This window comes from Brevundimonas sp. (assembly GCF_041648115.1).
Taxonomy (GTDB): Bacteria; Pseudomonadota; Alphaproteobacteria; order Caulobacterales; family Caulobacteraceae; genus Brevundimonas.
This window is the reverse complement of record NZ_JBAZPR010000006.1, coordinates 12,875-27,297: the sequence shown is the minus strand read 5'-3', so window position 1 is coordinate 27,297 and position 14,423 is coordinate 12,875. Positions and strand designations below refer to the sequence as shown.

13 protein-coding genes are annotated in these 14,423 nt (G+C 65.6%); 4 read left to right on the top strand and 9 right to left on the bottom strand.

The features are described from left to right. Positions 1 to 184: 184 nt before the first annotated feature. Entirely contained in the window at positions 185 to 3,277 is a 3,093-nt protein-coding gene (locus WC597_RS06705; RefSeq protein ID WP_372692550.1) for an efflux RND transporter permease subunit, read from the bottom strand. Positions 3,278 to 3,289: 12 nt separating this feature from the next. Then, on the bottom strand, positions 3,290 to 4,435 hold the full coding sequence (locus tag WC597_RS06700; protein WP_372692549.1) for an efflux RND transporter periplasmic adaptor subunit: 1,146 nt from the start codon (positions 4,433 to 4,435) through the stop codon (positions 3,290 to 3,292). Between the two features lie 196 nt (positions 4,436 to 4,631). Between WC597_RS06700 and lepA the strand changes: the two genes are divergently transcribed. Then, the gene (gene lepA / locus WC597_RS06695; RefSeq protein ID WP_372692547.1) at positions 4,632 to 6,440 is read left to right on the top strand and encodes a translation elongation factor 4; all 1,809 of its coding nucleotides are present in this window, start codon (positions 4,632 to 4,634) and stop codon (positions 6,438 to 6,440) included. Here lepA and WC597_RS06690 read toward each other — a convergent pair. The 3 genes from WC597_RS06690 to WC597_RS06680 all read right to left on the bottom strand — a co-directional run bounded on the left by WC597_RS06690 (position 6,437) and on the right by WC597_RS06680 (position 9,049). Next, a complete protein-coding gene (locus WC597_RS06690; protein WP_372692546.1) occupies positions 6,437 to 7,357 on the bottom strand; it encodes a XamI family restriction endonuclease in 921 nt (306 codons plus the stop codon). The genes lepA and WC597_RS06690 overlap by 4 nt on opposite strands. Next, positions 7,347 to 8,546: a DNA cytosine methyltransferase gene (locus tag WC597_RS06685; protein WP_372692545.1), complete on the bottom strand. Its 1,200-nt coding sequence runs from the start codon at positions 8,544 to 8,546 to the stop codon at positions 7,347 to 7,349. The genes WC597_RS06690 and WC597_RS06685 overlap by 11 nt, the downstream gene beginning before the upstream one ends. A gap of 173 nt (positions 8,547 to 8,719) precedes the next feature. Then, the gene (locus WC597_RS06680) at positions 8,720 to 9,049 is read right to left on the bottom strand and encodes a DUF1491 family protein (protein WP_372692544.1); all 330 of its coding nucleotides are present in this window, start codon (positions 9,047 to 9,049) and stop codon (positions 8,720 to 8,722) included. A 55-nt stretch (positions 9,050 to 9,104) separates the two neighbouring features. On the opposite strand from WC597_RS06680, the gene WC597_RS06675 reads away from it, so the two are divergent. Continuing rightward, a complete protein-coding gene (locus tag WC597_RS06675) occupies positions 9,105 to 9,965 on the top strand; it encodes a hypothetical protein (RefSeq protein ID WP_372692543.1) in 861 nt (286 codons plus the stop codon). Here the strand turns inward: WC597_RS06675 and WC597_RS06670 are convergent. The 4 genes from WC597_RS06670 to WC597_RS06655 all read right to left on the bottom strand — a co-directional run bounded on the left by WC597_RS06670 (position 9,962) and on the right by WC597_RS06655 (position 13,082). Continuing rightward, positions 9,962 to 10,336 (bottom strand): ammonium transporter, encoded by a 375-nt coding sequence (locus WC597_RS06670; protein ID WP_372692542.1) that lies wholly within the window; start codon positions 10,334 to 10,336, stop codon positions 9,962 to 9,964. The genes WC597_RS06675 and WC597_RS06670 overlap by 4 nt on opposite strands. Continuing rightward, entirely contained in the window at positions 10,333 to 10,629 is a 297-nt protein-coding gene (locus WC597_RS06665) for an autorepressor SdpR family transcription factor (RefSeq protein WP_372692541.1), read from the bottom strand. Before WC597_RS06665 ends, WC597_RS06670 begins: the two co-directional genes overlap by 4 nt. Positions 10,630 to 10,795: 166 nt before the next feature. After that, entirely contained in the window at positions 10,796 to 11,317 is a 522-nt protein-coding gene (locus WC597_RS06660; protein ID WP_372692540.1) for a hypothetical protein, read from the bottom strand. A 73-nt stretch (positions 11,318 to 11,390) separates the two neighbouring features. Further along, positions 11,391 to 13,082, bottom strand: a complete 1,692-nt coding sequence (locus WC597_RS06655) for an ATP-binding protein (RefSeq protein WP_372692538.1) — start codon at positions 13,080 to 13,082, stop codon at positions 11,391 to 11,393. Between the two features lie 161 nt (positions 13,083 to 13,243). Between WC597_RS06655 and WC597_RS06650 the strand changes: the two genes are divergently transcribed. Both WC597_RS06650 and WC597_RS06645 read left to right on the top strand, forming a co-directional pair. Further along, positions 13,244 to 13,690, top strand: a complete 447-nt coding sequence (locus WC597_RS06650) for a SufE family protein (protein ID WP_372692537.1) — start codon at positions 13,244 to 13,246, stop codon at positions 13,688 to 13,690. Positions 13,691 to 13,750: 60 nt separating this feature from the next. Next, the gene (locus WC597_RS06645) at positions 13,751 to 14,419 is read left to right on the top strand and encodes a hypothetical protein (protein WP_372692535.1); all 669 of its coding nucleotides are present in this window, start codon (positions 13,751 to 13,753) and stop codon (positions 14,417 to 14,419) included. Positions 14,420 to 14,423: the final 4 nt, after the last annotated feature.

Sequence of the window (14,423 nt, the reverse complement as noted above, 5' to 3'; positions counted from 1 at the left end):
AAGGTCGTGAAAGTCTCCTCCCTGTCGCGTAGCGATGGGGAGGTGGATCCGAGCTCTTCGCGAGGAGACGGAGGGGTTCTTCACCCCAGACGGGGTGCGAACTTCAAGAGCCCCTCCACCGCTTCGCGGTCCCCCTCCCCATTCGCCAAGCGGCGAACGGGGAGGAGACAAGCGGCAGCTCTCTCTATTTCACCACTGTCCCCGGCCTCGGCTTGGCCAGCTCGCGTTGCCCGGCCGTCTTGCGGTGCAGGATGCGGCGGCCCCAGCCGGCGATGTCGTCGACGATGGTGAAGATCGCCGGGATGTAGAGCAGGGACAGGAAGGTCGAGGAGATCAGTCCGCCCAGCACGGCGATGGCCATGGGCGAGCGGAACTGGACGTCGGCGCCGACCCCCATGGCGATGGGCACCATGCCCGCCCCCATGGCGAAGGTGGTCATCAGGATGGGGCGGGCGCGCTTGTGCGCCGCGTCCATGATGGCCTCGTGGCGCGGCATGCCGTCCCGCTCGGCCATGATGACGTAGTCGACCAGCAGGATGGAGTTCTTGGCCGCGATCCCCATCAGCATCAGCACCCCGATCAGGGCCGACATGGAGAAGTTGGCGCCGCCGATGGCCAGGGCGATGAAGGCGCCGCCGATGGCCAGCGGCAGGGCCGCCATGATGGTGATCGGATAGGCGAAGCTTTTGAACAGCAGCGTCAGAACCGCATACATCAGCAGGATGCCCGAGGCGAAGGCGATGCCGAAGCCGGTCAGCATCTCCTGGATGAACTCGGCGTCGCCGGCCGGCACCTGGCGCACGCCGGCGGGCAGGTTCTGGACCGAGGGCAGGCGGTCGACCGCCGCCCCGGCCGCGCCGGTGGCGATGCCGTCCAGCTCGGCGCTGATCGAGGCGATCCGCGACCGGTCCTTGCGAGTGACGGTGGCGGGACCGGCGCCGAACTGGATGTCGGCGACGGCGCTCAACGGCACCGAGGCGCCGTTGTTGCCCGGCACGCGCAGGTTTTCCAGCACCGACAAATCCTCGCGCGCGCCTTGCGTCAGTTGCAGGCGGATCGGGATCTGGCGGTCGCCCAGATTATATTTGGGCAGGTTGCGATTGATGTCCCCGATTGTGGCGACGCGCACGGCCTGGGAGATGGCGCCGGCCGAGACGCCGGCCAGGGCCGCCTCGTCGGCACGCGGCGTGACCAGGATTTCGGGACGGGCGATGGCGGCCGAGTTGACGATGTTGGCCAGGCCGGGAACCCCGCGCATTTCCTCTTCAACCTTGCGCGCCGCGGCGTTCAGGGCATCCGGGTTATCGCTCAGGATCGAGAAGGTGTAGCTGGTGCCGTCGCCGGGACCGCCGCCCTGCTGGGCGATGCCCGCGCGGATGCGGGCGCCGGGGATCTGTTTCAGCTCGTCCACCATGGCGCGGGCGAAGGCTTGCTGGCTCAGGTCGCGATCACCCTTGGGCGTCAGGTCGGCATAGACATTGGCCTGGGTCACGTCCTGACCGCCGACGGCGGCATAGACGGAGACGACCTCGGGGCGGGCCTCCAGCTTCTTGGTGACCTGCTGCACCACGGCGTCGGTCTGGCGCAGGGTCGAGCCGGGCGGCAGTTCGACCTGGAAGGCGGCGCGGGCTACGTCGCCGGGCGACATGAACTCGAACGACATCTTGGCCACGACCGCCGTGCCCACAGAGGCGACCAGGAACAGGATGCCGAGGATCAACACCTTCCACCGGTTGCCCAGCGACCAGCGCAGGGCCTTCAGATAGCCCGACATCCAGAAGGGATCGCGGTCCTCGTGGTTGGTGTGTTTCAGGATGAAGGCCGCCATCAGCGGCGTCAGCGTCCGCGCGACCAGCAGCGAGAAGGCCACGGAGACGCAGGCCGCCAGCGCAAAGGCCTTGAAGAACTGGCCGATGATGCCGGGCATGAAGCCGACGGGCGCGAAGACGGCGATGATGGTGGCGGTGGTGGCCACGACCGCCAGGCCGATCTCGTCGGCCGCCTCCAGCGAGGCGTCATAGGGCGGCTTGCCGTCGCGCATGTGGCGGACGATATTTTCGATCTCCACGATGGCGTCGTCGACCAGAATGCCGATGGTCAGCGACAGGGCCAGCAGCGTCACCACGTTCAGCGACTGATCCAGCGGGCCCAGGATGGCGAAGGTCGGGATCAGCGACATCGGCATGGCCATGGCCGCGATGAAGGTGGCCCGCCAGTCGCGCAGGAAGATGAAGACGATGATGACCGCCAGCACCGCGCCCAGCAGCAGGGCCTCCAGCGAGGCGAGATAGCTTTCCTCGATCTGTTCGACGCTGGCGGTGACCTGGCTGATCGTCAGTTCGGGATTGGCGTCGTCGAGCTTCTTGACCGCTTCCCGGACCTTTTCGGCGACCTTGACCTCGGACGCCGTGCGCGAGCGCAGGAAGTTGAAGGTGACGGCCTCCTGGCCGTTGTAGCGGGCCAGGCGGCGCGGCTCGCTCCACTTGTCCTCGACCGTGCCCAGGTTATCCAGACGCACCGTCTTGCCGTCGCCCAGCGGCACCAGGGTGTCGCGCAGTTGCGCTACGGATGTCGCGGCGCCCAGGGTGCGCACGGCCCGCTCGGACCCGGCGATGGTGACGCGGCCGCCCGGCAGGTTGTTGTTGACGTTGTTCAGCGCCTGGCTGACCTCGGCGGCGGTGACGCCATAGGCGGCCAGACGTTGCGGATCCAGCTCGACGCGGATCTCGCGATCCACCCCGCCTGAACGGTTGACCTGGCCCACGCCGCCAAGCGCCAGCAGGCCCCGGCTGACCTCGTTGTCGATGAACCAGCTGATCTCTTCCGGCGTCATGGTCGGCGAGCGGACCACATAGGTGATCAGGGCGTCGCCGGTGATGTCGATACGCTGGACCGCCGGTTCCTGCATGTCCTGGGGCAGGCTGGCTCGCAGACCCGTCATGGCGTTGCGCACGTCGTTGGTCGCGCGGTCGGTGTCGGTGCCCAGCTCGAACTCGATCGTCGTGGAGGACACGCCGTCGGTGATGTTGGAGGTGATGTGGCGCACGCCCGACAGGCCCGCCAGCGAATCCTCGATCAGGCGCGTGACCTGGACCTCCATCTCCGCCGGCGCCGAGCCGGGGCGGGCGGCCGTGACAGCGACCAGCGGGAAGTCGATGTCGGGGTTCTGATTGATCCGCATTCCCATGAAGCCGACCACGCCGCCGAGCGTCAGCAGCAGGAACAGCAGGATGATCGGAATCGGGTTCTTGATCGCCCAGGACGACATCTGGTTCATGGTCGTCGGATCCTATTTGGCCGCAGGCTGGGCGGCGGGCCGGGCAGGGGCGGCGACGGCCCGTACAACGGCGGGGGCGACGTTGACGCGGTCGCCTTCGTTCAGGAAGCCGGCCCCGTCCACCGCCACGCGGGCGCCGACGGCGACGCCGCTGACCGCCGTCTGGGCGTCGGTGCGCGACAGAACGGTCACCGGCTGGAAGTGGACCGTGCTGTCGCCGTTCACGACGAAGACGCCGGGCTTGTTCTCGCGATACAGCACCGCGCCGGTCGGCACGGTGGTCGCCGGCTGGTCGCCGACGGCGATGTCGGCGCGGGCGAACATGCCGGGGCGAAGCTGGGCGCCGGGCGCCAGGGAGATGCGCGCCAGGCCCAGACGGGTCGAGGCGTTGACCTCGGGCGTGACGATACGGACCGAGCCGGTGGTTTGGCCCGCCTCGCTGGAGGTGACGGTCGCCGACTGTCCTGCGCGGATCAGGCCCAGTTCGGTCTCCGGCACCTGGGCGTCCAGCTCAAGCCGGCCGTCGCGGACCATGCGGAACAGTTCGGTCCCGGCCGAGATGATCTGGCCCTTGGTCACGCTGCGGCTGATGATCAGGCCGCTGACAGGTGCGCGGATGGTGGACTGGTCGAGCCGCGTCTGGGTCTCGGACAGGGCCGCGCGGGCGGCGGACAGACTGGCGGTCGAGGCGCGCTGGTTGGCCAGGGCCGTGTCCAGCGACGCCTGGCTGAGGAAGCCGCGCTCCTTCAACTGCTGGGCGCGATCCAGGGCGGATGCGTCGCGCGCCGCATTGGCGTCGGCCAGCTGCACCTGGGCCTGCTGTTGCCGCAGTTGGGCGCGCAGCAGGACGTCGTTCATCTGCACCAGGGGCTGACCCTGACGGACGTAGGAGCCTTCGTCTACATACCGCGCCACGGCGGTCAGGCCGCCGGTTTCGGCCGCCACCGGCACTTCTTCCCAGGCCGAGACGGTGCCCGATGCGGTCACGGTGCGGTTCAGATTGGTCTGGACGACGGTGGCGGCGCTGACGGTCTGGCGCGAACCGCCTGCGGCCTTCTCGTCCTTCTTTTCCTCGCCGTTTCCGCCGCAGCTCGCCAGCAGAAAAGCCGACAGGGCCACAGCGCCGAAATGCAGGGCGGTTCGGGTCGTCTTGGACACGGGGGAAATCCTCGGTTGCAGGCGAAGCGGATCGCCGGCTCGCGCCGGTGGGGAAGAAGGCCTGCTGCATACCGCGTCCGCGACACCTTCTCAAACGCCGAAAGGCTTTATTGCGAAGGCTTAATGTGACGTAAGGCGCGGGCTGGATCGGCCGTGCGGCTGGCCCCCGCCCTCTACGCGTGATAGGGGCGCGCGGATGACGACTCCCCCTATCTCGAACATTCGGAACTTCAGCGTGGTCGCGCACATCGACCATGGCAAGTCGACCCTGTCCGACCGGCTTATCCAGCACACCGGCGGCCTGACCGCGCGCGAGATGTCCGAGCAGGTGCTCGACAACATGGACATCGAGAAGGAACGGGGCATCACCATCAAGGCGCAGACCGTGCGCCTGAACTACAAGGCCAAGGACGGTCAGGACTATGTCCTCAACCTGATGGACACGCCGGGCCACGTGGACTTCGCCTATGAGGTCAGCCGCTCGCTGGCGGCGTGCGAGGGCTCACTGCTGGTCGTGGACGCCTCGCAAGGCGTCGAGGCCCAGACCCTGGCCAACGTCTATCAGGCCATCGACAACAATCACGAGATCGTCCCGGTCCTGAACAAGGTCGATCTGCCGGCCGCCGAGCCCGAGCGGGTCCGCGCCCAGATCGAGGACGTGATCGGCATTGACGCCTCCGAGGCCGTCCTGTGCAGCGCCAAGTCAGGCATCGGCATCGAGGATGTGCTCGAAGCCATCGTCACCAAGCTTCCGGCGCCCAAGGGCGACGTGAACGCGCCCCTGAAGGCCATGCTGGTGGACGCCTGGTACGACCCCTATCTGGGCGTCGTCGTGCTGGTGCGTGTGTTCGACGGCGTCTTGAAGACCGGCATGCGGGTCAAGATGATGCGCAACGGCTCGACCCACCTGATCGACCGCGTCGGCGTCTTCCTGCCCAAGAACACGCCGGTCGATCAGCTCGGCCCCGGCGAGGTCGGCTTCATCACCGCCCAGATCAAGGAAGTGGCCCACGCCGCCGTCGGCGACACCATCACGGATGAAAAGAAGCCCACCACCGAACCGCTGCGAGGCTTCAAGGAAGTCCAGTCGGTGGTCTTCTGCGGCCTGTTCCCCGTGGACGCCGCCGATTTCGAGGACCTGCGCGCCGCCATCGGCAAGCTGCGTCTGAATGACGCGTCCTTCACCTACGAAATGGAAAGCTCGGCCGCCCTGGGCTTCGGCTTCCGCTGCGGCTTCCTGGGCCTGTTGCACCTTGAGATCATCCAGGAACGTCTCAGCCGCGAGTTCAATCTCAACCTGATCGCGACGGCTCCGTCGGTGGTCTACAAGATCGGCCTGCGCGACGGCTCCGAGCTCGACCTGCACAATCCGGCCGACCTGCCCGACGTGATGCAGATCGAGACGATTAGCGAGCCGTGGATCAAGGCCACCATCCTGACCCCCGACGAGTATCTCGGCAGCGTGATCAAGCTGTGCCAGGACCGTCGCGGCCAGCAGATCGAACTGTCCTACGTCGGCAGCCGCGCCATGGTGGTCTATGAATTGCCGCTGAACGAGGTGGTGTTCGACTTCTATGACCGGCTGAAGTCGATCTCGAAGGGATACGCCTCGTTCGACTACGAGATCACCGAGTACAAGGTCGGCGACCTGGTGAAGATGTCCATCCTGGTCAACGCCGAGCCGGTCGACGCCCTGTCCATGCTGGTCCACCGCGCCCGCGCCGAGACGCGCGGCCGGGGCATGGTCGAGAAGATGAAGGAGCTGATCCCGCCCCACCTGTTCGTCATCCCGATCCAGGCGGCCATCGGCGGCAAGATCATCGCCCGCGAAACCGTCCGCGCCCTGCGCAAGGACGTGACCTCCAAATGCTACGGCGGCGACGCCACCCGCAAGAAGAAGCTGCTGGAGAAGCAGAAGGCCGGCAAGAAGAAGATGCGCCAGTTCGGCAAGGTCGAAATCCCGCAGGAAGCGTTTATCGCGGCCTTGAAGATGGACGAGGATTAACGCGTAACGGAGCTTTTCTCGATCCAGCGCTCAAATCTTGGAAGATCGTGCGACCAAAATACCGCGATGTCTGCGTCAAGGAGCCGTTCGACATCCTTGTATCCTATAACGCCTTGCAGAAGGGCAGCGGGCTTCACGAAGCCTTCGCCCCAATGCTGGCGCCAAGCCGTTGCTTTCTTGAGCACGTCATTGATGCGTTTGACGGAGTTCGTCGTATCGTTCGAGACTTTGCATTCCATAGCCAGAACAACGGTGCCACCGAGTCCACAGGCGATGTCTACTTCTTGAGGCCGCGTGTTCGTGGCAAATCTCGTCTTCTTCATGAATTCGCGCGCACCAAGCGAAGCTCTGCGATCCACCAGCCGACTTGGCAAACGTTTCCAATTTTTAGACGTGAGCAGGGCAACAACTGCTTCTTCCTGCACACTTGAGCTGGATGTGCGTTTTGCAGTTAGATGAATCTGGGACGCAAGTAGTGGCGTTACTGCGGTAACGACACGCTCGATCTCTTCTGCAGTAGGCGCACGGTTTTGAGATAGCCAAGGAAGCAGTCTTATATCTCTCAACGAGAGAAAGGCCTCTGCCACCAAAGCCGCCTTTTCCACGGGAATGGGCCGATCCTTGTTCTCATGCGCCTTGTTGTAGCTCCGACATACGATAGCGAACTGATCTTGGCTGAGTGGAGGCGCCAGCATCTGGCGCAGAACCAGCGTATGTCCGCCTCTAATTTCAAGAGCCTTGGCGATGTCAACCAAGGCACTAGACTCATTGAGCGTGTTTTGAACTATCGTCGAGGCGGCCGAGCTGGCTTGAAACCATGCCGCAGCCATGGCCGGAGGTGACATCGACTCTGCATATAGCCTTGCGGCGATCATGCATTGTTCGCGCTGATAGTCCGCCTCAAGATCAGCCTGCAAGTCGTTCCCTATCGATCTTTCTCAGCGATGGCGCCGCCATTCGCGATGCACCATTACGGCGATGCTCGCGAACTGTGTAGTCGATTGCAGCCTGAAGCTTTTCAGGCAGGGGAGACACAACGGCAGGCGTAGCATTCGGGGTCAAGACTTGGCCGGTCACATGGCGACGTAGCTCCGCGCCAATCTTTTCTGCCAACAGTGGAGGCACCGCGTTTCCGATCTGCCGATACTGATCGACGCGCTTGCCAGCGAAAATCCAGTCCGCAGGGAAGGTCTGCAGTGCAGCGCATTCACGAGGCGAAAGCCGCCGCAAACCATGGATCGGATCGCGAATCCAATCTTGCTGGGCATTAGCCGTGACCGTTCTCGCTGGGCGCTTCAAATCTGCAACGAAGGCACCTTGCTTGTAACCCCAATGCCCCCCTGGGCGGGTCGTTTCGCGCTTGCCCGGACTTTTGACACCCGAACCAGCAGGAATTTGTTCGAGTTCCACCGCCAGCTTCCCAGAAGGCCGAATGATCTCGTCGATTTCAAGCGGCGGTACGGCCGCCAAGGCCTCGGCCATCGACAACCAGGACGTGTGGCCTGAGTGGGCTCCGTCGCTATGCGATGGCGTTGGTATGGGCGGCTCATCACCAAAGCGGTAGCCGATCAGAACCACGCGCACTCGCCGTTGGGGCGCCCCGTAATCCGCAGCGTTGAATAGTTCGACCCGCGTCTGCCAACCAGCGCTGAACAGGGCTTGGCGGATGGCGGCGAGTGCGCTGCCTGGAACGCCATCCGAACCACGTGCAGTGATCAGTCCTCGCACGTTTTCAAATAGGAGCCAGCGGACTTCGAGTTCCTTCGCAACGCGGAGGTAGTCCTCGAACAGCCGTCCCCGAGGGTCGTTGAAGCCGAGTTGATGGCCAGCGCTACTCCAAGACTGGCAGGGAGGACCACCGGCCAGCAGGGCGATATCTCCACGACGCTTGCCCATTTCAGACAGCATCTCTTCGCCAGTCAGATCGCGAATGTCGGCCTGTTTGATGGCGCAGCGGCTGTGATGCCGCCCCGCAGCGGCATTGAGCTTAAGCGTTTCGATCGCGTTCTTGTCGAAATCGGTCGCGTAAAGGCAGTTCCATCCGGCACGTTGAAGGCCGATGTCGAGGCCACCTGCGCCCGAAAAAACTGAGACAAAGTCGGTCATGCTGCGCCCCAATTGTGTCTCGCAAATAACGTCATGCGAAGGTTAACGAGCCTTAAACTTATCAGGAACATAAGTGGAACACAACAAATCTGTTTCACGTATTGGGTGTGGCAGTTTCTCCTTTACGGGGATTCGAACGGTCCGCCTCGCTCAAACCCGCAGACTTTCTTCGCCTACCCCTGCACCTTCTCTGTGATGAAGTGCCGCCCCTGCCGGTCCTCGATCTCGACCACCCACAGATCCGGGTCATACCCCCGCTGGCGGGCGATATAGGCGTCCAGCTCGCTTTCGTTGTCGCTGGTCACCGGCTGGATCCACAGGCGGTCGCCGTCGGTTCCGAAGGCCTCGGTGTAGAGGCGCGCGGTTCGGGTCGAGGTGTCGTAGGCCTTGACGATGACCGAGCCGGCGCGGGCGTCGCCCTTCTTGACCACGGTGGCGTAGGCGCCCTCGATCTGGGCGCGGCGGATCAGGGCGCTGACCCACAGGTCGCTGGAAAGAAGCAATTCGCTAACCCTGCTCGAACACGGAACCCCAACGCTGAGCCGCTAGGGTCGAGGCATGAGGATAGGCCTTTCCCCCCGACGGACCCAAGCTCTGATCTCGGCCGTGCTGATCGCCGCGACCCCCGTCGTCGCGCTCGCCGCGCCGCAGGACCGCTTCTATGAGCGCAGCTTCGTGCTGGCCGCCAACGACCGCTGCGGCCTGTTCGAGCCGCAACTGACCGCCGCCCTGACCGCTGCGGCGTATCAGGCGCGCGGCGCGGCCCTGCGCGCGGGGGCCAACGACCGGCAGCTGGCCGAGACGGCGCAGCGGGCGCGGGCGCGGGCGGGCACGACGCCGTGCGGTTCGGCCGATCTGAAGACGGTCAGCGGCCGGGTCCAGACCGCCTTTTCCGGCTGGTCGCGCACGGCGCGGATGGAGTTTCCCGGCGAGCGCAGGGGCTGGAGCGCGGACCGCGCCGCCTACGCCCGCCCGACCTGGCGGTTGATGCAGGCGACCGTGACCGGCGCCTCGCCGGTGCGGTTCGGGGTGGTGGGCGGCATGGATCGGCCCGACCAGCTGGCGGCCGTCGTGTCCTGGCAGGGGCGGTCGCGTCCGACCGGGGTGCGGGTGGTGATGCGCGACCATACGGTGGCGCCGCGTCCATGGCTGGCGCACGAACTGCCGCCGGTCTCGCAACGCCGCGCCTTCTGGGCCGCCGGCGTGACCAGCGCCGATACGATGCTGCTGGCCGAAGGCCGCCCGGCCGGTCAGGCCTGGCTGTTCCCCGCCGCCGCCGCCGATACGCTGGCGGCGCTGGACCCGCGCGAGGTCTTCACCGTCGAATTCCTGTTCCGCGACGGCAGCATTGCCCGCTCCACCTTCGAGGCCGGCGACTTCGCGGCGGGCCGGGCGTTCCTGGCGATGGGGCAGGTTTAAGAGGCTTTCGCCCTGGTCCTCAACGACATGCAGTAACCGACCGTGACGGCGATGCCGATCACGATCGCGCCGCATCCGCCGACCAGGGCGACCGAGAAGGGCGCCAAGGCCCACAGGCCTGCATAGATCAGCCCGCTCAACGCCATGGACCAGCCCGCGACCCGGTTCACGCGCTGGATATAGGCGCTCGGCGCCAGGGTCTTTGGCAGCCGATTGCCATACCAGGCGACCATCAGGCCGGTGGCGCACAGGGTGATGCGGCTGGCGGCGTCGCCGTCGATGTATCCCTGTTTCAGGGCGAAGGTGGCGGCCAGCGACAGGGCGATGATGCCCCCGGCCCAGGCCACGCTTTCGATCAGTTCTTTTCTCATCGCGAAATTCCCTCCTTGGGATGGGGCGCCTCGGCGCCCCGTTCGAACGAATGGACGAAACCCATCAGCGCCTCTTCGAGGACCGAGAGTTTCAGGTGGTAGATGACCGACTTCCCGGCCTTCTCGGCATGCACAAGATCGGCCTCCTTCAGCACGGCGAAGTGGGCCGACATGGTCGGCTTGGACACGTCGAACTCATCGCTCAACTCTCCCGCGCTCATCGGCCCCTTGCGCAGAAGCTGAAGGACCCGTCGCCGGGTCGGATCGGAGAGCGCCTTGAAAACCTGACTCATGATAAGACAATTAGCTAATTGTCGAATTATGTCAAGTGCAGACGATATGAAAGGGGATCGCCAGCATCGCCCGATCCATCTTCGAGGCCGACGACTTCGCGGCGGGTTGGGCTTTCTGGCGATGGGGTAGGTTTAGAACGGTCGGTTTTCTCCCGTCGCGGTCCGATCACCGCTGCCGTTCAGCCTGATATTTTGACGCTTCCGAAGCCTTCACTTCGTATCCGATCGGCGTTCGGACGAGATCTCTGGCCAGCGGAATGGCTCCGCTAGGCATGATCGGTAGCGAAGCCGTATCGGGCCAGCGCTGTCGTATCTTCGGGATCAATGCGCTTTGTAACTCTGCTGACCTTTGAGGATTCTCGCCCTTTGAAAAGGTAATCCAAACGCGCCCGAGATGGTCAGCTCCGTCCATTGCAGAGACCATGATTTCTTCATCGTTTCCGCGCCAGATCGAGGCGTTAAGAGTCAGCGGTGACACGCGCGACAAGGCTCTCAATTGGTCGTCGGATGCAGCATCGAGATGATAGCCCCGCGCTTCGGCTTCCTTGCGCATCAACGCCAGAAAGTCGGACTTGTCGGCTGCTGTCGGTAGCGGAACTTCGAAGGCGGCCACCGTCTGCAAGCTTTCGGGCTGATCGGCCACACAACCGATGCACAGCAACGCGAGCAGGGGCGAAAGTCGAACCATGTTCCATGATCTGATAGATCATGGACGGGGTCAACGACGGCTTCCCTACTAGCGGGCCAGCCGACCAATCTCATCAGGCCCCGACCGTGACCGGCATCTCTTCGACAACAGCCTCGCTCGCATCCACCACCATCACCGGCAACCGGATCATCACCGCCGCGCCTTCGCCCAGGGTGCTGTCGATGGTCATGCGGCCGCCGTGCAGTTCGGTCAGGGAGCGGACCAGGGACAAGCCCAGGCCCGTGCCTTGGGCCTTCTGGTCGGCGCCGCCGGCCTGTTCGAAGGGGCGGCCCAGGCGTTTGAGGTCTTGCGGGGCGATGCCGACGCCGGTGTCGGACACGGCCAAATCCAGGTCCGGGCCGTCCGCATCCAGGGTGATGGTCACCGAGCCGCCGGCCGGGGTGAACTTGACCGCATTGGACAGCAGGTTCAGCGCCATCTGCTTCAGGGCGCGGGCGTCGGCGCGGACATTCACCGGCTCGGACGGCAGGACGGCGGCGAGATCCACATCCTTGTCATCGGCCTGGAGCCGGACCAGGGCGACGGCGGCGGACACGGCGTCGCGGGCGTCGAACGTCTCCATCGCCAGCTGGTAGCGTTCGGCCTCGATCTTGGACAGGTCCAGCACGTCGTTGATCAGGTCTAGCAGGTGGCCGCCCGCCTGGTGAATGGCGTCGGCATATCCGGAGTAGCGTTCGGGCAGGGGGCCGAATAGCTTCTGGCGCATGATGTCGGCGAAGCCGATGACGGCGTTCAGGGGGGTGCGCAGCTCGTGGCTCATATTGGCCAGGAAGCGGGTCTTGCCGGCGGACTGGGCTTCGGCCTCGACGCGGGCGGTCTCCAGGCCCAGCTCGCGGGCGAACTGGGCCGTGCCGTCGAAGGCCTGGGCGATCAGGCGGGGGCGGTCGCCGTCGTTGTGGAACGGCCCCAGGATCATGACCACGCGTCTATCGAGGGCGATGCGCGGGGTGAACTGGACCTCGACCTGCTGGCCCGCCAGGGCGCGGGCAAGCGCAGCGGACACGGCGGGGCGGTCCGGCGCATGGACGGCCGAGATCAGCCCCTGCTCGCTGAGCGCCAGCACTGACAGGGCGGGCGGCGGATTGCCCCAGGTCGCCACGGCCCGACCCGACGGATCGAGCAACAGGGTCAGGGCCGGCTGGTCTTCCAGCAGGGCGGCGACGCGGGCGGCCTCGTCCTCGGCGTCGGAGAGGCGACGCTGGCGCTCGCTCCAGGTCAGGCGCATGGCGGCGATGATCGCGCCCATGGCCAGCAAGCCCGAGACGGCGGCCAGCAGCGGCGCCTGCGCTTCCGGTCCGTTCAGCCAGGTCGAGATCAGGCCCGCCAGCAGCGGCAGGCCGACGGCGAAGGCGCCCAGCCGCGTCAGCCGGTCTTCGCCGGTGCGGCCATGATCGAGGGCGATCCCGGCGGCCAGAGGCATCACGATCAAGCCCGGCAGGGCGCCAGTCGCCCCGCCCGTCAGCCCGGCGCAGGCGGTGGCGGCCAGCAGCCAGCCGGCCATGGTCGCGAACCGCAGGCCCGCAGTGTCGCGCACCATCAGCACCACGCCGAAGATGCCGGGGAAGGCCATGATCAGCAGGGCCGCCAGCGGCGCGTCCTTCAACCCGTCCAGCATCTGGGCCGCCAAGGCCGTCAGGCTGATCGCCACGGCCCATATGGCGTGCCACAGGGCGACCAGCGGCGCGCCACTTTGCTCGTGGGGGCGTCGGTCTTCCTGTAATCTGGTGTGGGCGTCGGATTTCAAGCAGCAGGCCGTTGTTCTGTCTGCGTCCAGACTAGTCCTCGCCTTGAGTCGGAGCGAGGCCGCTCCCCCGTAAGGCGAACCCCATCGCGGCGTTCACCATGAATATCGGGGGACAAAACGGCCGGTTGTCGTTAACGGCCCGGCGGCCTATCTGGCGGGCCATGAGCGCGCGCACCCCTCCGACCGAGACGCCCCCGACCGAAAGCATTGACCAGACCCTGGCCGAACTGGCCGAGGACTTCGACCTGCTGGGCGATTGGGAACAGCGGATCGAATATGTCATCGAACTGGGCAAGGGGCTGGCCCCGCTGGACGACGCCGACCGGATCGAGACCAACAAGGTGCCGGGCTGTGCGGCCCAGGTCTGGCTGGCGACGACGCACGACGACGGGCGGCTGTGGTTCGCCGCCGACAGCGACAGCGCCCTGTCGAAGGGCAATATCGCCCTGCTGCTGAAGCTGTATTCCGGCCGCACCCCAGACGAGATCCTGGCCTTCGACGCCCGCGCGGCGCTGGACCGGCTGGGCCTGCCGTCGGCCCTGACACGCCAGCGCGCCAACGGGCTGAACAGCATGGTCGGGCGTATCCGCGAGGCGGCGCTGGCTTAACGGCCTTGCCACCGGCGCCCCGACGACCCACCATCGCGGGATGTGGACGAGGGACGCGGAATGGACCTGCTGAAGATCCTGCGCAGTTTCGAGGAGTTTCTCTTCGAGGCCGTCAGCTGGCTGGTCTTCTATCCCCTGACCCTGTGGCGGATCGTGCGTGGTCCGCTGGCGGCGATGGACTATTCGGACCGCGAACAGGGCGACAGCGAAGAGCATCGTTACGACGACGCGCTGAGCCCGCCGCTGTTCCTGCTGGCCACCATCGTCCTGGCCAATCTGATTTCCTTGGCTTTGCACGTGCCGCCGCCGCAAGAGACGTCGGAGACGACCCACATCCTGCTCGCCTCGCAACAGAACCTGGTTCTGTTCCGCTCCCTGGCCTTCAGCCTGATCCCCCTGGTCGCCGCCGTGACCCTGTTGCGCCACGAGAAGAAGCGGATCAGCCGCGAGACCCTGCGCGCGCCCTTCTATGCCCAATGCTATCTGCCGGCCGTCTGCGCGGCCTTCGTGTCGGTGGGCGGCGACATCTTCGGGCGGCCAGACCTGCCCAACGCCGTCGGCGCCGTGATCATGATCGGTGGCGCCGGATGGTTCCTGTTCGTCCAGGCGCACTGGTTCGCGCGGCGGCTGAACGTCTCCAAGGCCAAGGGCGCGGGCGTCGCGATCTGGGCGGCTGTGCGGGCGGTGATCTATCTGTTGGCGATCCTGGTGCCGATCGCCCTGATCTGAAGCC

Excerpts from the sequence above, each read along its gene's own strand:
- WC597_RS06705 (WP_372692550.1), bottom strand. The coding sequence starts at position 3,277 with ATGAACCAGATGTCGTCCTGGGCGATCAAGAACCCGATTCCGATCATC.
- lepA (WP_372692547.1), top strand. The coding sequence starts at position 4,632 with ATGACGACTCCCCCTATCTCGAACATTCGGAACTTCAGCGTGGTCGCG.
- WC597_RS06685 (WP_372692545.1), bottom strand. The coding sequence starts at position 8,546 with ATGACCGACTTTGTCTCAGTTTTTTCGGGCGCAGGTGGCCTCGACATC.
- WC597_RS06675 (WP_372692543.1), top strand. The coding sequence starts at position 9,105 with ATGAGGATAGGCCTTTCCCCCCGACGGACCCAAGCTCTGATCTCGGCC.
- WC597_RS06670 (WP_372692542.1), bottom strand. The coding sequence starts at position 10,336 with ATGAGAAAAGAACTGATCGAAAGCGTGGCCTGGGCCGGGGGCATCATC.
- WC597_RS06665 (WP_372692541.1), bottom strand. The coding sequence starts at position 10,629 with ATGAGTCAGGTTTTCAAGGCGCTCTCCGATCCGACCCGGCGACGGGTC.
- WC597_RS06660 (WP_372692540.1), bottom strand. The coding sequence starts at position 11,317 with ATGGTTCGACTTTCGCCCCTGCTCGCGTTGCTGTGCATCGGTTGTGTG.
- WC597_RS06650 (WP_372692537.1), top strand. The coding sequence starts at position 13,244 with ATGAGCGCGCGCACCCCTCCGACCGAGACGCCCCCGACCGAAAGCATT.
- WC597_RS06645 (WP_372692535.1), top strand. The coding sequence starts at position 13,751 with ATGGACCTGCTGAAGATCCTGCGCAGTTTCGAGGAGTTTCTCTTCGAG.